This window comes from uncultured Fibrobacter sp., from assembly GCF_947166265.1.
Taxonomy (GTDB): domain Bacteria; phylum Fibrobacterota; class Fibrobacteria; order Fibrobacterales; family Fibrobacteraceae; genus Fibrobacter.
Map to the genome: position 1 here is coordinate 1 of NZ_CAMVDO010000012.1, position 18,064 is coordinate 18,064.

The 18,064-nt window shown below is 43.2% G+C and carries 16 protein-coding genes; 11 read left to right on the plus strand and 5 right to left on the minus strand.

Going from position 1 to position 18,064, the window contains the following annotated elements; all coding sequences use genetic code 11:
- Positions 1 to 99 precede the first annotated feature (99 nt).
- Genes Q0W37_RS07680 through Q0W37_RS07690 form a run of 3 tightly spaced genes read left to right on the plus strand, consistent with a single transcriptional unit; the run spans position 100 to position 4,608 of the window.
- Positions 100 to 1,614 carry a hypothetical protein gene (locus Q0W37_RS07680; protein WP_297700336.1) on the plus strand — a complete coding sequence of 505 codons (1,515 nt, stop codon included), beginning with the start codon at positions 100 to 102 and terminating at the stop codon, positions 1,612 to 1,614.
- Position 1,615: 1 nt separating this feature from the next.
- Complete coding sequence (locus Q0W37_RS07685) at positions 1,616 to 2,041, plus strand: hypothetical protein (protein ID WP_297700338.1); 426 nt, start codon at positions 1,616 to 1,618, stop codon at positions 2,039 to 2,041.
- Positions 2,042 to 2,049: 8 nt separating this feature from the next.
- Complete coding sequence (locus Q0W37_RS07690; protein ID WP_297700340.1) at positions 2,050 to 4,608, plus strand: hypothetical protein; 2,559 nt, start codon at positions 2,050 to 2,052, stop codon at positions 4,606 to 4,608.
- Position 4,609: 1 nt separating this feature from the next.
- On the opposite strand, the gene Q0W37_RS07695 is transcribed toward Q0W37_RS07690, so the two are convergent.
- From Q0W37_RS07695 to Q0W37_RS07710, 4 genes are read right to left on the minus strand one after another with little or no spacing between them, the layout of a single operon-like run.
- Positions 4,610 to 4,873, minus strand: coding sequence for a hypothetical protein (locus Q0W37_RS07695; RefSeq protein ID WP_297700342.1), 264 nt, complete (start codon positions 4,871 to 4,873; stop codon positions 4,610 to 4,612).
- 19 nt (positions 4,874 to 4,892) lie between these two features.
- Complete coding sequence (locus Q0W37_RS07700; protein WP_297700344.1) at positions 4,893 to 5,624, minus strand: DNA methyltransferase; 732 nt, start codon at positions 5,622 to 5,624, stop codon at positions 4,893 to 4,895.
- The gene (locus Q0W37_RS07705; protein ID WP_297700345.1) at positions 5,602 to 6,906 is read right to left on the minus strand and encodes a hypothetical protein; all 1,305 of its coding nucleotides are present in this window, start codon (positions 6,904 to 6,906) and stop codon (positions 5,602 to 5,604) included. The genes Q0W37_RS07700 and Q0W37_RS07705 overlap by 23 nt, the downstream gene beginning before the upstream one ends.
- Positions 6,899 to 7,750: a DNA adenine methylase gene (locus tag Q0W37_RS07710; RefSeq protein ID WP_297700347.1), complete on the minus strand. Its 852-nt coding sequence runs from the start codon at positions 7,748 to 7,750 to the stop codon at positions 6,899 to 6,901. The genes Q0W37_RS07705 and Q0W37_RS07710 overlap by 8 nt, the downstream gene beginning before the upstream one ends.
- A 556-nt stretch (positions 7,751 to 8,306) precedes the next feature.
- On the opposite strand from Q0W37_RS07710, the gene Q0W37_RS07715 reads away from it, so the two are divergent.
- The 8 genes from Q0W37_RS07715 (at position 8,307) to Q0W37_RS07750 (ending at position 16,741) form a co-directional block, all read left to right on the plus strand.
- Positions 8,307 to 8,462, plus strand: coding sequence for a hypothetical protein (locus tag Q0W37_RS07715; protein WP_297700349.1), 156 nt, complete (start codon positions 8,307 to 8,309; stop codon positions 8,460 to 8,462).
- 651 nt (positions 8,463 to 9,113) lie between these two features.
- A complete protein-coding gene (locus Q0W37_RS07720; RefSeq protein ID WP_297700351.1) occupies positions 9,114 to 10,397 on the plus strand; it encodes an O-acetylhomoserine aminocarboxypropyltransferase/cysteine synthase family protein in 1,284 nt (427 codons plus the stop codon).
- A gap of 107 nt (positions 10,398 to 10,504) precedes the next feature.
- Positions 10,505 to 11,665 (plus strand): iron-containing alcohol dehydrogenase, encoded by a 1,161-nt coding sequence (locus Q0W37_RS07725; protein WP_297700353.1) that lies wholly within the window; start codon positions 10,505 to 10,507, stop codon positions 11,663 to 11,665.
- A 65-nt stretch (positions 11,666 to 11,730) separates the two neighbouring features.
- Positions 11,731 to 12,285: a carboxymuconolactone decarboxylase family protein gene (locus Q0W37_RS07730; protein WP_072801392.1), complete on the plus strand. Its 555-nt coding sequence runs from the start codon at positions 11,731 to 11,733 to the stop codon at positions 12,283 to 12,285.
- 85 nt (positions 12,286 to 12,370) lie between these two features.
- Positions 12,371 to 13,417 carry an ABC transporter substrate-binding protein gene (locus tag Q0W37_RS07735; RefSeq protein WP_283428698.1) on the plus strand — a complete coding sequence of 349 codons (1,047 nt, stop codon included), beginning with the start codon at positions 12,371 to 12,373 and terminating at the stop codon, positions 13,415 to 13,417.
- A 63-nt stretch (positions 13,418 to 13,480) separates the two neighbouring features.
- A complete protein-coding gene (locus Q0W37_RS07740; protein WP_297700355.1) occupies positions 13,481 to 14,458 on the plus strand; it encodes an ABC transporter permease in 978 nt (325 codons plus the stop codon).
- A 9-nt stretch (positions 14,459 to 14,467) separates the two neighbouring features.
- On the plus strand, positions 14,468 to 15,268 hold the full coding sequence (locus Q0W37_RS07745) for an ABC transporter ATP-binding protein (protein ID WP_297700358.1): 801 nt from the start codon (positions 14,468 to 14,470) through the stop codon (positions 15,266 to 15,268).
- A 108-nt stretch (positions 15,269 to 15,376) separates the two neighbouring features.
- The gene (locus Q0W37_RS07750) at positions 15,377 to 16,741 is read left to right on the plus strand and encodes an aminotransferase class III-fold pyridoxal phosphate-dependent enzyme (protein WP_297700360.1); all 1,365 of its coding nucleotides are present in this window, start codon (positions 15,377 to 15,379) and stop codon (positions 16,739 to 16,741) included.
- 144 nt (positions 16,742 to 16,885) lie between these two features.
- Here Q0W37_RS07750 and Q0W37_RS07755 read toward each other — a convergent pair whose 3' ends face one another.
- Complete coding sequence (locus Q0W37_RS07755) at positions 16,886 to 17,962, minus strand: hypothetical protein (RefSeq protein ID WP_297700362.1); 1,077 nt, start codon at positions 17,960 to 17,962, stop codon at positions 16,886 to 16,888.
- Positions 17,963 to 18,064 lie beyond the last annotated feature (102 nt).

Here is an 18,064-nt window from a genome sequence, read left to right on the forward strand (position 1 = left end):
AAATAAGGCGAATTTAACCTAACTTTAAACAGTCCAACTTCTTGGGTTCACTTCATTGAGGGGGTGATAAAACACATTACGAATGAGGAACTTTTCGAAATGTGTACGACAGAATTGGAAGAGTTACATCGTTCGATAAATAAGGAAATTCGAAAGGTTTGTAAAGATACAAATAATACGAATCTCGGTAATATCCAAACGCAGATTTCATTGTTTGAAGAAAAATTGAAGAATACTAAAGATAATCTTGAATCTAATAAGATCTATCTCGCTGACATATCTGCAAGATTAGATAATATCTACAAAGAACTCGAACAGCACCGAGATTCGCAAAAATATGAACAGCAGAGAAAACAATTGCGAACTGACAAAGTGGAACTGGAAGCTGAACTAGAAAAAAATATTGAAGAATTCTTTGGAGACCTTTGGTATGGATATTCTCTTATTACGCAAAAGTTGATTGATAGTGTAAAGGATATTATACGGCAAGAAGATTTGCCTTTGGGACTTACTGCAGAAGCTGTCGAACAGTTGCTAAAAAAAAGTGAGTGTATCTGCGGAAATTGTCTCGGTGATAAGGAACGAAAACTTTTGAATGCTTTGGTGACCAAACTTCCGCCAAGGAATATCGATAGTACGATTTTAGAAATGGCTCGCCATGCAGAGATTGATGCCGAAGATATGCGTGAGAAGCTATCCCGTTCGCATAACGGAATCAAAAGAGTTGAAAAAGATATTGGCAAGAAAAAAGATGAAATTGATAAAATATCGGGTTTGATCACGGATGGCGCAACAGATATGATTCGTGAATTAGAAAGAAATAGAAAGAATCTTGAAACAGAACGAGTAAACAAGAAGCTTGCAGAAGAAAGATACGAAAGAGATAAGACTCAGTATGAAAATACCTTGGCAACGCTAAAGGTTCAGAGCGAACGAGCTGGACGCATAAACAAGGATACATTGTATTTGACGCAAAAAGATAAGTTTACGGATAAATGTTTAAAGGCGATTCTTGCCATTGATGAATATAACAAGCGAATATCTCTTAAGCATATAAATAGCAAGATAAACGAGGCTTATTCAAGTCTCAGTGAGGACTATGATAGTCTTGGAAAGCGTCTTTATGTGATTCAATTTGATAAGGCTGACAAATATGGAATGGTTTCATATCTTCAAAGTCAATATGATGCTACTTATGCCAAATGGCAAGCAGATGGGACTCTTGCTTCATATCTTCACCAGCAAAATGACGAGGATGAAATCAAAGAGTTGATTATTATGAAGATTAGAGAGTCAAATTCTACAGGTCAGAGTAAAATCAATACACTTGCTTTTGCTAAGGCAATTCTAGATTATTCTAGTGAGGTTCGAGAAGGTGATACTACTCAACTTTCCAAATCTTATCCGTTTCTGATAGATTCCCCGTTTACGGAATTATCTGGCGGAAACCTGACGAAATCGGCCGAAAACATCCATACTTTTTCTAGCCAGCTTGTATTGATGATATCAGAAGATAGTCTTTCTGGAGTAAAACAGTATATCGAACCATTTGTAGCATGTTCTTATGAATTGCAAAAGAATGATGGCGAAAGTAATTCATCTTTGAAGGTATAATATGGCTATTAGAACAAATCTGAATTATCGTTTTAAGAGAAGCGCTGAGCATGAAGAAAGAATGAAGTATCTGGTTCACGACTTGAGACTGTTTCGTTCATATAGCCAAATTCTGATGGTGTCTGCAGTAATTGGCTATAATAAGGACGCTTTCAGTCCTATTAAGACTCCTGCTTCAGATACTGTTCAGATGACGACATTCCAAGAAAAAGATAGAGATGTAATTGACTTCATCGCTTTCGCATATAAAAAAGAACAGTCTGTTTTGAACAGTGATGAAAAGTATTCTATCTTTGAGGCTTTTGCCAATGGAGGCTTTCCAATATTATTCGATAAACTTGGGATCGATTTCCAAAATAGAGAAAAGAATAATCGTGTCGCTTTGATGAAAAAATATCTTTCATTACTTCTTGCGAATAAATTCTAATTGAAAATATGGCGGACGTATCTGAGTGCCAATACCTTCCTGACAGCTTTATAGGACAAGCTCAAAATGCCTGTAAGTTGTTGCTTTTTAAGTTTCTTTTGGACGAAACGTTGTTAGCAACATCTCAAAAATACGAATTGAGGTATGTTGCGGCCCGGATGATCTTTGATGCTTGGCCTATTTTAATAGAACGGAAATTATCATTTGGAATACAAGATAAGTTTCTTTCAGCATGTAAACATATTGAAAAAAAGTTAAATGCTACTGAAAGACCGTCAGTGTATTTAATTGATCAATGTTTAACAGAGGGTTTATTTTCACCGTTCCTAAATGATATGAAGTTAAATCTCTCGCGATTTACCTCTTGTTGGTTGGATGGCTGTTTTTGTCCATATAAATTGAGTAAAAATGAGAAAAGTTTGTATTTGGAAACAAAATCATCCTGGATAGATTATTGCTTTCCGTTGATAGAACATTGCAGAGCTATATTCTATGATGCGATGCTTTCTTTGCTCTGTAAGAGAAATAAGAATGTTGGTGATATCTCGGAATATTTGAGAAATTGCTTTGGGGAGCCTATTGTTTGTACAGTTTCTCAAGAAAAAAATGGATTACAGCAAAAAGGTTGTGTTGCCAATAAAAAAAATGTTGCTGGTGTATCCGAAGAAGATTATGATTGCTTGAAAACCATTCCCATAGATTTTCTTTTTCAAGCAAAAGACTGTATTGGAAGCTGCTCTCAGTTGCTGATTTTAGAAAAAATGCATCCTTGTGATATAAGTGTTGTTGCTGATGTATTTGATGCAGAGCGGTTTAAACGAAAATGGTTGGCGGATGTTGCTGATTTTGTGAAAGAGAATTGCTCAAAAATTATTTCTTTTTTTTATTATTTTTCTAACCCTGTAGAAATTCCGAATAATATGGTTGGTGATATTCCTTTAGGGTTGTCTATAAAAATGTTTCTTGAGGAATATATTGACCGAATAAACTTTAAGTTATCCCTTATGTCATTTAAAGGAACTGAAGGAAAACGAAAAAGGCTGGATTTTTTTTCGGTAATGTATGATGCAAGAAATATGGAACAAGAAACAATCTCTTCTTGGGCTAAAAAAAATAACTGCAGCAGAGAACGAGCAAGACAGCTTCTTTTGGGGGATGATGATATTGGACTAAATATTTGTGCCGAAATTTTGAAAGGATTGAAAACGACGAAAAATTTTTTAATAAATCCTTCTTTTCAAGCTGATTTTATGCAGCTTGAACTGTCGGAAGAATACGCTTTCCCGCAAGAACAATTTGATATAAAATATGGCATTGTTGATGATAAAACGAGACAATTTCTTTTTGATGTCACGGAATGGAAATGTAGTAATTCAATGCCCTCCTACATAGGATCAATTGTTTATCGAAACTGTGATCTAAAAAATGTGTATGAGGCCTTGTCTGATGTGCGAAAGCTCCTTGATGAAAAGATAAATCCGATCTCTTTAGAAGAAGAAATTGTTCCTCAAATAATGGACCATCTGGGCTTAGATAACCAAACGATGAATGTTGTTTGTGATGTTATTCGCAAGTCCGATTCTTTTGAAAAAGTTCTCTTTGATGATGGGAAAATTTTATATACTCTGAAATGGCAATACCTTTGTTCTGTTCCAAGCCGTTTGGCCAGGATCTTATATGATTTTAAGAAACCGACACATCTGAAAGAAGTTTACACGGAGTATAATAGACGTGCAAAAATATTCGGAGTCCCTGCTGAAGATGACCCAAATTGGTTTAAAATGCGTCCTCATCGCTACATAAAATGCGATGGTCGTTTAGGAACATGGGTGTTTTCAATGGACGATGAATCAGAGGAATCTTCCCAAATAGACATTCTCTCATTTCTAGAAGAATATATTAAGGAAAATAAAGGAATTGTCTATTTTGATAAAACCGTTGATTATTTGCGAAAATCAGGATATTCTCATACAAAAAACTCAATTCGTGTTTATTTAGGAAGCCTTTGTAGAACGGTAAAAAATACCTCTGGCAATGTTTTTGTTTACAAACCATGGGTAAATCATTTTGAAAATGTTGATGTTAGTACAGAACGGAATAAGGTGCAAAATAAAGCTATACCCATATTTGTAGAGACGATAAAAGAAAAAAATGGATTTGCTTTTTTATGGGAGTTGAAAGAGGCTTATTTTAAAAGAATTGGTGAAAATATCAGTGATAATACTGCAAAAGCAATATTGGAGAGAAAAAATGAATTATTTGTTAAGGAACGAATCAATGCGTCTAGAGTACGTTATGGATTGAAAGATCGTGAAGCTAAGATTTGCTTGTCGGAAAATCGTTCATCTCCTGAATTTCATGAAAAAATTCGGGAAAGAATAAAAAATATCCTTAAATTTACAGAAGGGCATTCTTTGAGAATGAATCTCATCACAAAAGATGTTTGTAAATTAGTGCCAAAAGGAAAACATTCCAACATAGTCTATACAATCATTCGGAATATGGACGATGTTGAAATGTATGAAGTTGAAGGAAAAAAATTTCTTAGGCTAAAAAATAATACGTGAATTACCGTTTTGAGGCTGCCAGACCATTTTTGTAGCCTAATGCGTATGCTTCTTGTGCGCTTTTGTGTCGCTGCGGACCTGCTTGGCTATCGTCTAAGTCTTGCATACATTTTTCGATATTTACGTTTTCCTTCCTTTTTAAACCGTCTTGATAACCGAGTTCATAAGCGCAACCGGCGCATTTATGTCGTCCAGATTTGTATTGTCCTTCACTAAGTCCGTTGAGAATTGAGGCTATGTTGGAATGATCTTTTTGACAAGGCATGTAAGAAGCTCCTGAAAATTTAAGTTTTTTTCATAATATATAAATATTCATGGGCGAGCAAAAGAAAATCATTTATTTTTGAACGCCATTTCTTTGTTCCAATACAATTGTGCTGTTCTTTTATAACAATTTCTTTTAGTGAAAAACCTGCGTTCATGAAAATATTCATCAGTTCAAATCCTAGTGGGTATAAAGTGCCCTTTTGACGTACATCACCAATCAAAAAAGCACATATTTTTCCCCTTTTTAAGACTCTGAATGCTTCCGCAGCTACGGGTTTCATTTCTTCGATGAATTTGTTGATTGGATATTGAGACAAATCATTTGCAAGTCCCTCGCTGTACTTTATGATGTCTGCATAGGGAGGGTGTGTTGCTATCAAATCAATGCTTTCTGTAGAAAGAAAAGATAATTTTTGAGCATTTCCTTTTCTGATGCCAATATGAGATTTTGATGAATAATCAAAGTTAACCGCTGATTTGCATAACTTAATTGCATCGGGATTTATGTCAACACCAAATGCATTGCGGTTTAGAAGTTTTGCTTCTACTAGAGTCGTTCCACTTCCGACAAATTGATCTAAAACAGAGTCTCCTTCATTAGAATAACGAATAATTAGATTTCTTGGTATATATGGGGACCAGTTGCCACGATACTTGTTAGTATGTGTTGCCCAAGAGCCTCTGTCAGGGAAACTCCAAATGGAAGTCTTTTCTAGAGAAAAGTTTTCAGGGGTTAAGTTGCAATTCATAATTGCCTTGAAATAACGAGAATATCCAATTGATCCAACCGCGAATAGTTGATGAACGTCTCTTGAAAGTGCTTTCACTACCTATGTTAAATAGGTTGCTGTTTTTCATAATTGAAACAATTTCATTTTGGTCAATGATGGAGTTTTGCTCAAGACAGCTTGTAAAGGTATTATAAAAGACTTTATGTTGCAGTATTTTTCCACAATAAGCTAATTGTCTTTTTTTGTAGGGTAATGAAAGAATTTTTCGGCCTTCATCAGTGACAGCATAAGGTCCTCCTGCTTGAATTTTTTTTATGAGTCCCAAATATTGAGCGGCATTTGTATAGTAATCTGTTTGACGGGCATCAAATGCGTATTTTTGTGTTATTTGTTCTCTTGTGTAAGATTGCATATTTAGTATTTCGCACAAGTTGATAACTCTTTCAAATTTGTCTGCTTGGGGAAACGCGATTTCAGGTTCTTTGGTAATAGATGTTGTTCCTAGAAGTTTGATGATGTCGTCTAGTGTGATGTCGGTATTTTCTATGGAGTATCTTTTTGATTTCACCAGTTTTAATGAATTGTAGACCATTTCGTCTTCAAATGTATATTCGTATAAAGAGAATACTCCGTTTGAATATGTTAAAAAAATAGGCTTGATTTTTTTTGTTAACCCCTTTTCCTGCCAAGTTCTATATGGATAATAAAGTTGTCTAATTAAGAAGTCGTCTGCAAGATCTCTTTTCGCTTCAATAATTGACAGATAATTTATTCCTTCATAAGCAGAATCTATTTCGATTTGTGATTTTTCTACTTCTATCGTGTAAATCTGTTCCTTGGTTCCTTTAATGTCGAAGGAAAATTTGCCAGACCCCATACGTCCGCATGCAGTGGCGTATAGTTCTTCATCCTCAAAAAAGTCACTTAATATCCCAGATGCAAAAGCCGCATTTATTGCCATGGTTTCGCTAAGAATATTTTCTTCGGTTATTGACTGAAGATAGTCTGGTAGAGAAAATTGCTGGATTGGGGCGTTGTTTTGTTCGAATTTATGATAAATGTTAAAATTTGAAATTATGTAATTTCCGCGAGAAATGGGCAAAATGGCTAATTTATTATCGCGAAAAATTTGAGGTAAATTAATGGAATGATCAAATTTAGACATTAAACGTGGTTCGCGCTCTTTTTTAATGTCTTTTGCTGATATGATAAAGTGTCCTTGCCGATTAATCTCTTCAAGGATGTTGAAACGTTCGAATAGAACATTCCATGCTTTGTCTATTTTGGTTAAATCACTCATAATTGGTTACGACGACTTCGTCAACTAGTCCTCGACGAGAGGCTATAGAATTAACAGATCTTTTTGCTTGAATTGTGTGAATGGTGTAATCTTTATACAGGTCTTTAATGAAGTTTGTTGCTGAATTTGACAACATAAATTTTACATTTTTTTTGTCAAGCTTATCGCAAATTTCCTTTAGCGATTCCTGTTGTTCTCGCCCAAAACCTCCTTTTGTATATCCAGTAAAACTTGAGGAATCTGAAATGGGATCGTATGGAGGATCAAAATAGACGAAAGATTTATTTGTCACATTTCTTAATGCGGAAGAAAAATCCCCATTAAGAAAAGTTATTTCATTATTGTTAAAATAATTGCTAACAGCTCTTAGAACTGGTGGGTTTACGATTCCGGGATTTATGTAATGTCCAAAAGGAGTGTTGAATTCACCAGCATTATTAACCCGGAACAAACCGTTATAGCAAGTCTTGTTTAAGAAAATAAGACGAGCGGCTTTTTGTATGTTTGTTCGTTCGTTGTAGGCTTCTTTATCTCTGTCCCAATCTCTAACATCATAAAAATGCTTTTCATCGTTAGGGTGCGTTTCTAGTTCTTGAATCAAATCTTCTACATTGTCTTTTATAACTTGATACATGTTGATCAAGTCTGAGTTTACATCATTAACTACCGCGTTTTGTGGTTGCAAATGAAAAAGCATGGCTGCACCACCAAGAAACGGCTCGTAATATTTTGTATAGCCGTCTTTGGGAAGGTACTGACTCAGCTCATTGATGATCTGTCTTTTCCCACCAACCCATTTTACAACAGGTGCGACGAGTAAGTTTCTTTTTAAATTAGACAGCATATAATCCCTAAGTTTTAAAGAAAATATAAAAAAATAGTGATTTGATTTATTTTCTTTCAAATATAATATCTTATTTTGTCATTTAGTGACATTTTGTGCACTTTTCGAGGGGCGATGTAGAACTTTCGTATTGAAAGTCCGTCCTTCGTTTAAATTTTTAAACACAGTTCCGTTTCGGTGGTCGTTTTATTAGTCCTTGTTGGGCGACTTATCCACATTAAAGTGCTACATTGCCTTTTGAGGTGGATAATACGTTTGTGTTGAAAAAGCCCCTCCTTCGATTAAAATTTAAACGTTAAACTCAAGTGCTGATTATTTTGCCGTTATTTGTCAGTAGATCTATTATCAATCGAGCCACAACATAAAATGCAACGAGCCTTTTGAATGTTTTATTACATAAAAAAGAGCCGTCTCCCCATGGTAGGAAAATTTTGGACTTCTTTGTGGTTCTCGGCAGAATCTTTGGGCGATTTATATAATTCGTAATATTTCTGTCTTTTGTTACTGAAATGTAGACACTCTTGCCTAGAAATCCGTTATTGTATAGATTGAAGACATGATGGGAAAAAGATTTGAAGATAATCCTGGCTGGAAGACCTTCTTAGAATTGCGTCAGCAGGCTCAATGTAGCGTTGCAGCTGGCATGAGCGATGCTGAAGTCGAAGCAGAAATTGCTGCATATCGTTCTGGTCAAGAACAGAATGCGAAGTAATTCCGCATTTCTTTTGCCATAAATCTATTTGCGTTAGGGATAGTGACCCCTTGGGGCGGCGACTTGCTTGCAAGGCGCCGTTTTAGCAGGTAAGCGGCGAGCGGAGCGAAGACGGTTGCCGCTAAAATATAGCCCGGCCCGCGCAGTGGCGCGGGAAACGCCCTATGTAATCGGAGTAAGGAGATCCCCGCCTTCGCGGGGATGACATGTGAGGCGCAGAATGCTTTGGATGACGCGCTGCAAGCCTTACGGCCCTTCGGCGGGCTCAGGGACCTTGCTAGGCTTGTGGCTCATTGGCCTTGCTGGAACGGGGCTATTTAATAAGTTATAGTCAAATCCTATAACAAACAATAGTTAAATAGTATGCGTTTATGCCTTGACGGGGCGAAAATCTTATTCTATCTTAAAACCTACAAGATTGATAGGGAAAACAAAATGGTTTGTGAACCCTAAGCATTCGAAGGAGCGCCTATGATAAGTGACTGTCGAATGCCGAGAGGCATTCTGAAAACGAACTAGCCGAAAGTCTTACGTCCTTAAGGCTTTGCAGGTTAGAAAAACAAGCCGAAAAGGACACCCCAGAAAAAAAATTAGTGAGCAAGGGTCAGCGAAAAACCCGTTGCTTGCTGCAACCTAAAAGGAATTTTAACCATGACGACACAGAACAAGCTCCATTTTGAAACTCTTCAGGTTCACGTTGGCCAGGAACACGCAGACCCCACTAGCGACGCCCGCGCAGTACCTATTTACCAGACCACCTCTTACGTTTTCCACAACTCTCAGGACGCTGCAGATCGTTTTGCCCTGAAGGCCGGTGGTAACGTCTATGGCCGTATCAACAACTCCACTCAGGGTGTTCTCGAAGAACGTATCGCAGCCCTCGAAGGTGGCGTTGCCGCTCTCGCTGTTGCTTCCGGTGCCGCTGCTATCACCTACGCTGTTACCGCTCTTGCTCGCAGCGGAGACCACGTGGTTGTTCAGCGCACTGTTTACGGCGGTACTTTCAACCTGTTGCAGCACACGCTCCGCGACTTCGGTATCGAATCTACTTTCGTTGACACTCACGACCTCAAGAGCGTCGAAGCCGCTGTCAAGAGCAACACGAAGCTCATCTTTATCGAAACTCTCGGCAACCCGCATTCCGACATTCCGGATATCGACGCCATCGCTGAAATTGCCCACAAGAACAAGATTCCTCTGGTGATCGACAACACCTTCGGTACTCCGTATCTGATTCGCCCGATTGAACACGGTGCCGATATCGTGGTGCATTCTGCCACCAAGTTCATCGGTGGTCACGGTACGACTCTCGGCGGCGTGATTGTGGATAGCGGCAAGTTCGACTGGACCAAGAGCGGCAAGTTCCCGCAGTTCACCGAAAAGAACCCGAGCTACGGATTCCCGTTTGTGGCCGCCGGCCCCGCAGCCTACGCTATTTACGTGCGTACGATTTTGCTCCGCGACGAAGGTGCTGCAATTTCTCCGTTCAACGCATTCCTCCTGTTGCAGGGTGTCGAAACGCTTTCTCTCCGCCTGGATCGCCATGTGGAAAACACCAAGAAGGTTATTGAGTTCCTCACCAAGCATCCGAAGGTTACCCGCGTGAGCCATCCGAGCCTCCCGAACCATCCGGACCACGAACTTTACAAGAAGTACTTCCCGAACGGAGGCGGTTCCATTTTCACCTTCGACATCAAGGGCGGCCAGGAAGAAGCCTTCAAGTTTATCGACAGCCTGAAGATCTTTAGCCTGCTTGCAAACGTTGCCGACGTGAAGAGCCTCGTGATTCACCCGTACACCACCACGCACGCCGAACTTTCTCCGGAAGAATTGGCCGCCGCCGAAATTACCCCGGCAACGATCCGCGTGTCTATCGGTACGGAACATTACGAAGACATTATCGCTGACCTCGAAAACGGCTTCGCTGCAATCTAATTGTTTGCATTGAGTTTCCAGTTCCGACGGCGTTTTCACCATTAGGAAACGTTAGTTGGGCTGGATTCTTTTTTGAACGCCGTATTGGCGAAAACGGAGAGTATTAAATGATTGACTTCGAATATTATAATCCCGCAAAGATTGTTTTTGGCGAACACAGCGAACAGAAACTTCGCGAACTCTTGGCTGCATACGGCGTGAAGTCGCTCCAGCTTGTTTACAGCGGAGACTTTATCAAGACGCTCGGCATTTATGACGTGATCAAGGATGCCGTTAAGGAACTCGGGATTCGTTTTTCCGAAAATGGGAATGTGGTACCGAACCCTTCGATTGATCTGGTGCGCGAACTCGTGAAACAGGGCAAGGAAAACCAGGTGGACTTTGTGCTCGCGGTCGGTGGCGGAAGCTCCATTGATACGGCAAAAGCGGTGGCGCTTGGCATTCCCTATGACGGCGATGTGTGGGACTTCTTTGAAAAAGGCATCTCGCCCAAGCAGGTTTTACCTATTGGCGTGATCGCAACGACGGCTTCGAGCGGTTCCGAGACTTCGAACGCAGCGATTCTTTCGAGCGGTGAATGGAAACTCGGCTTTGAAGATGACCGGATTATTCCGAAATTCGCCATCATGAACCCGAAATACACGGTGGGCTTGCCGGCATACCAGACTTTCGTAGGAATCGCGGACGTACTTTCGCACTTGCTGGAACGCTATTTCTCTGACGAGAAAAATTCCGACACGACGGATTACCTGATTGAAGGCGCTATTCGTGCGTTACTCGTGAATGCGGACAAACTCTTGAAAAATCAGAAGGACGTCAATGCCCGTGGCGAAATCCAGTGGCTCGCGAGCGTTGCCCACGGCGGATTCCTGGATGCAGGGCGTCGCGCGGACTGGGGCTCTCACCGAATTGAGCATGAACTTTCGGCGCAGTACAACATCACTCACGGCGAAGGCATGGCCGTTGTCACCGTCGCTTGGACCAAGTACATGGCCGAGAAAAAGCCCTGGAGGCTTGCGCTTTTGGCAAGCAGGGTTTTCGGAGTAGATTCGTTCAACTACAGCGAAACGGAACGCGCTTATATTTTGTCAGAAAAACTGGCAGCATTCTTCAAGAAACTGCACCTCGCAACGAGCCTGGCAGAACTCAAGATTGACAACAAGGACTTTGACGCGATGGCTGCACGCGCAACGCGTAACGGCAAGGTCGGACACTACGTGCCGCTGGATGCCGCAGCAATCAAGGATATCTTGAAAATCGCGTTATAACAGAAATCTTCAACAAAAATCAAAAACAAAAACGGTGCTTACGCACCACAAGGAGAGTATAAACAATGGCAAGAGTACATTTAAAGCAACCGAATGAATTGACTGGCGAAGCAAAGGCCGCTTACGAAAAGTTGGAAGCTGCCGGTAAGGTGACCAACATGAAGCTGGTGATGCTCCAGGACTACGGTATCTACAAGGCATTCATGGGCTGGTACGACGCTTGGGAAAGCCTCGAAAAGACGGTGGGTCTGCGTGCGGCAACGATTTTTGCACACTCGGTTTCTACGACTAACGGCTGCCTTCTCTGCTCGCTGTTCTTCATTAGCGACCTGAAGGCTCTGGGTCTCGATCCGAACAACTTCGAAACTTCGGAAAACGAAAAACTTTTGCAGCAGCTCGGCCAGCAGATCGTTAAGGATCCGACAAAGGTTCCCGACGAACTTTTCGAAGGTCTTCGCAAGTTCTATACCGACGAACAGATTATCATTATCGTTGGTTTCGGCGCTCAGATGCAGGCGACGAACAACTTCAATTCTGTCTTGGGTGTCGACGTCGACAAGCGTCTGTTGCCTTTGAAGGAATTGTTCAAGCCGGCAACTTGGAGAGAAAATATCAAGTAATTTGTACTCTCCGTACAACCCGGCGCTCCTGGAAATACTCGAAGTCCATTTTCAGGGGCGCCTTTTTTTGAAAGAGGTATTTGCGATGAAGAACAACTACAAAGTTTATTTGACCGCCCTGCTCGCTTTTGGCTTTGCCCTGTTGGCCGGAGCATGCGGTAACGAAAAAGCGGAAAAACAGGAAGCCCCGCAGGCAGAAAAATCCCAGTTCAAGTTCGGTACTTTGGAACTCCCGATTTTGGACGGTTCCTTGTGCGGTGCGCCTTTCTACGTGGCTAAGGAAAAGGGATTCTTTGCCGAAGAAGGAATTGATGCCAAGTTGATCGCTGCCGATGGCGAAACGCGTAAGCTGGGCCTTAGCAAGGGCACTTATGCGCTCACGAATTCTGATTTCCAGTTTTTCCAGGCGATTGAAAACGGCGTCGATATCAAGATTGTCGATGGTATTCACATCGGTTGCATCAAGGTGCTTGTAAAGAAGGGTTCGCCCTACAAGACTGCTGCTGATTTGAAGGGCAAGAAGATTGCTGTCGATGAAATCGGTGGCACGCCGCATCAGGCTGCAAGCCTTTGGCTCTCGCTGGGTGGCGTTTCGACGAAGCCCGAAGATAATCAGGTGCAGTTCTTGCCTTATGCCGACGGTAACCTTGCGCTTGAAGCTTTGGAACAGGGCCAGATTGATGCCGCTGCCATTTGGGATCCGCTCGCTTCTGCTTACGAAAAGTCGGGCAAGGCCGACGTGATTATGGATGTGGCGAAGGACCCGGTGTTTGACGGTCGCTACTGCTGCTTCATTTATGTGTCAGCCAAGATTCTGAAGGAAGAACCGGCAAAGATTGCAGCACTCCTGCGTGCGATTCACAAGGCGGAAGCTTGGATTGCCGAACACCCCGAAGAAACGGTTGACATTATTGCCGAAGGCAAGTATTCCGAAATCGAAGACAAGCCGCTGGCTGTTGAACTGATTAAGAGTTACGTGTACACTTCGCTGGAACAGCGCAAGACTCTTGGCCGCGACGTGAAGGGCGACTTGCGTTACTTTAGCGAACAGCTCAAGAAGATTGGCTACCTCACGCAGGATCCCGACCAGTTTGTCGCGAACCTGTACGAAGAAGTCGATTTGAACAAGTAATCGAAATTCCTTGTTGCTTAGCGCCCGCAAGGGCGCATTTTTAAAAAATTTACGGAGAGTTGAATGAACATTGTTTTGACGATTTCAGGTTTCCTGATTGCCTTCTTGGTAAACTTGCTTTTTCCGCAGGTGGCCGAAAATGTGCGAATCAAGGAATATGTTTTTGGCGGGTTTAGAGTTGACGACAATTTGGCATACCGCTTAGTTTTGCTTGCCATTATTGCCTATTACGCGGTCTATACGGTGGTGCTGTTTGTCCGCAAGGCGAGTGCAGATAAGGTGGCAAAATTTTTCGCGGGCGCGAAGTTCCGTTTCGCGGTTGGCTTGGCTCTTGCGGCATGGGATATTCTCGGAACCAAGTTGCTGTTTTTGCCGCAGCCGTTCTTTCCGGGGCCTGCGATTATTATGGACGCCTTTATTGGCGATACCAAATTCATTTGGCAGAATACGCTTTACTCGTTGCGTCTTTTTGTAGCCGGATTTTCGGTGGGCGTGGTGACGGGTGTGTTGACGGGTGTGCTGATTGGTTGGTATCCGAAGGCTCGTTACTGGATTTTGCCGGTGCTCAACATTTGCGGCGTGATTCCGGCGGTGGCATGGATGCCTTTTGCCTTGACGCTTTTCCCGACTTCGTTTGCGGCGGCGACTTTCTTGATTGCGATTTGCTCCTGGTTCCCGGTGGCGACCATGACGGCCGACGGGGTGCAGGGTACGCCGAAGTCGTTGTTTGAACTTTCGCGCACTTTTGGCGCGGGGCAGCTGTACCAGATTTTCCATATTGCGATTCCCCATGCAATGCCGCAGATTTTTACGGGCATTATGACGGCGGCTGCGTTTGGCTTTACTACGCTCGTGATGGCCGAAATGATGGGGCAGCCGGGCGGTCTTGGCTACTACATTAACACTTCAAAAGTCTGGAGCGCTTATTACAAGGTGTTTGCGGCGATTGTCGTGATGGCTGTGCTGTTCTCGGCGATTTTGAAGGTGGTTGGCGTGGTGCAGCGTTATGTGCTTCGCTGGCAGAAAGGCGTTGTGCGATAGGAGGCTTTGATGACGGATATTTTAGATAAAGAAAAAATCTTGAAGATTCGCGATGTAAACCGCTCCTTTATCGATGAACGCACGGGCGAACCGCGACAGATTTTGAAAGATATCAATCTTTCTGTTTTTGAGGGCGAATTTATTTCGATTCTGGGTGCATCGGGTTGCGGTAAGACGACGCTTTTGCGCTTGATTGCGGGGCTCGATCCTGTTCAAGAAGGCAAGATTATTCTTGATGGCGAACCGGTGCATGGGCCAGATTCCAAGCGCGGTTATGTGTTCCAGCAGGGTTGCCTTTTCCCGTGGCTCACGGTAGAAGACAACATCGCGATGGGCCTTAAGATTCGCGGAGTCTACAAGCAGAATAAAGGCAAGGTTCACGAATTTATAGAAAAAATCGGTCTCGGCGGATTCGAGAAGAATTTTCCGCACCAGATTAGTGGCGGTATGGCGCAGCGCGTGGCGATTGCGCGTGCGTTGATTAACGACCCGGAAATCTTGTTGCTCGATGAACCCATGGGGGCGCTGGATTCGTTTACCCGTGCAGACATCCAGAACTTGCTTTTGGAACTTCGCAAGGAACGCAATACCACCATGATTTTGGTGACCCACGATATTGACGAAGCACTTTATTTGTCTGATCGTATCGTGATTATGACGCCGCGTCCGGGGCGCATTAGCGAGGTGCTTGAAATTCGCGACAGCTTCCCGCGTGAAAGAGGCTCGGCGCAGTTCCTGGAAAAACGCCGCAATATTTTGGAACGCTTTAATCTTGCACGTTCCAATACGGCGCCGGAATACGTCATTTAATCCAGATGGATTTGTTATCGGAAAAATTGATAACGAGCGCTAAAAACAATGTATTGGACAGCGACTAAAATCGCACCTATATTTGTTCACAAAATTAAGGAGAGTACTATGTCAAATAACGTTAGTTATGTGGCGGGAGAAAATGCCGCCTCATATGAAAAGGCACGAAAGTATAACCTGTTTTCTTTCGCGAATGCCCCCCATAAAGATTACAAGCCGTTCTTTGTAGACCATGCCGACGGTATCTACGTTTACGATGGTGCAGGCAAGGAATACATCGATATCGCTTCGGAACTGGTGAACGTGAATATCGGCTTTAATAACCGCCACATTATTGAAGCGGTGCAAAAGCAGGTGGAACGTTTGGCTTACATCGCTCCGCGTCATGCCTTTGCCGAAGCGGGCGAACTCAGCGAACTCTTGATCGAAAAGATTGCCCCGAAGAATTTCAAGAAGGTGCTGTTTACGCTGGGTGGCTCCGAAGCGAATGAATTTGCCATCCGTTTTGTGAAGGCGTTTACGGGCCGCGACAAGATTTTCTCGAAGTATGAATCTTATCACGGAAGCACTTACGGTGCGTCGAGCTTGACGGGCGAAAGCGAACGCGCTTCGCTGTTCCCGACGATTCCAGGATTCATCAAGTATCCGGCTCCGCATCTGTACGGCTACGACATTAAATTTGCGAGCGAAGAAGAAGCGACCAAGCATTTCCTTTCTCGCCTGGAATATCAGATTCAGCAGGAATGCCCGGAATCGGTGGCGGCCGTGTTCATTGAATCGGTCACCGGTTCTAATGGCGTTTATCTTTACCCCAAGGGATACCTGAAGGGTGTCCGCGAAATCTGCGACAAGTACGGAATTTTGATGGTGTGCGACGAAGTCATGAGTGGCTTCTTGCGCACGGGTGAATGGTTCGCCTGCCAGGCCGATGGCGTGGAACCGGACTTGATTACTTTTGCCAAGGGTGTGAACAGCGCATACGCTCCGCTCGGCGGCGTGCTCATTAGCGAAAAGATTGCGAATTATTATGAGGAAAACGCCTTTACCGCAGGGCTTACCTATAATGCGCATCCGCTGGGCGTTGCGGCAGCAATTGCCTGTATCGAAGAATATTTTCGCCTGGATGTCAAGGGCAATGTGAAAAAACAGGAACCCATTTTGAAGAAAAAACTTGCGGAACTCAAGGCGAAGCACCCCTCTGTGGGTGATGTCCGTTCTGTGGGCCTTTTCGGAGCCATCGAATTCAGCTACAGCAAAGATCATAAGGACGTGATTCGCAAGAATGCAGCGGGTGAACCTTTCCTTGGAAACTTTATCACGAAACTCCGCAACGATTACGGCATTCTCACGATGGGCGGCGGCTCCACGATTATTGTGGCTCCTCCGCTGATTATCAACGAGGCTCAGCTGGATGAAATCTTTGATCGTCTGGACAAAGCGATTAGCGAATACGCCGACGGTTTAATAAAATAATCATCTCCAATTCTATCATGGCGGACTCAATTGAGTCCGCTTTTTTGCATTAAACTGAAAACTAGAAGGAAAAACGCCCTCGATGTTTGGTAATTACATCGAGGGCGTTGGAGTGTGTAACAAAAGGAAACTAACTGTAGAATCTTACTGGACAGTGGCGGTGAAGCGCGCGGCGATGGCGACTTCAGAAACTTCTTTTTCACTGTAAGCGCTCAGTTGGATTTTGCTGCGCTTGCCAATCTTCTTGATAAGGCTCACAGTCCATGCGACGGCATCGGCGTCGGCCTGCAATTCGTCGCGGTTGGAGAGGTATTCAAGTTCGGCGTAGAGGCTGTTCAAAATACCTGCGGTCGGAATTTCGATACCTACGAAGAACGGAACATATTCAGTGCCTTGAACGTATTCGGGCTTGATGGCGTTTTCGACGGAAAGATTTTCGTCGTCGCCGGTGTAAATGTAAGCAACTTCGCCATAGATTCCCAAATTCTTGAGAAAGTAATAGCTTGCACGACCTGCGACGCGGTGGGTGACTTCGGCGGTATGCTGAATGGGATCAAGAACGTTGCCGCGGTAAGCGACGCTTACCTTGGCGTCCCCGAACTTGAGCGTTTCTTCGAAGCGGAGGTAGCCGGTGTCAAACTTGTTGTCGTAAGCGCCCAACAAAGCGGTGAAACTGGAGATACCCTTGTCGAATCCGAAGGCGACGGCGTCATGCTGGTAATCGCGAGCAAGGAATCCGCGCTTTGAAAGGTGCGGGTCAACGTAGGTACCAAAGTTACCAGCTACGGACCAGTCGGTACGGAAACGTCCGAATTGTGCACTGAAGTTGCCGAACGCAAGGTTCCATGTATACTTAGCATAGTAAGTATCGGCGCTAATTTTGTCCTGTGCGGTCTTTGTCACCTTAACCTTGCCATTTTCGTCAGTAGTGACATCAGTAACATTCTTGTTTCCAAAAACAGGGCTAAAGATGCGCAAGTTGATTACAGCTTCAAAGTTGTCGGAGGTGTATTTGCCACCCACGTTTGCGCGCAAGAAGGAATTGTCAAGAGTGTTGTCGGCGTCGTTGTCGTAAACAGCCTTGATAGCCTGGGCCTGAACGTTTCCGGTGAGCTTGAAGGCGGGATCTTCGGCCTTTGCTTCTTCAGCAAAAGAGTTTGCGGCGAAAATAGAAGTTGCAAAAACCGCAGTAGCGGCAATCTTCTTAAAATTCTGATTCATTATTAAGCTCCTTGGTTGTGGTTATTTTTTGTATTGTTCTTTTTTGTGCGCACAAATATAGAAGGGACTATGCGAAATGTCCAATACTTTAATCATATGCGG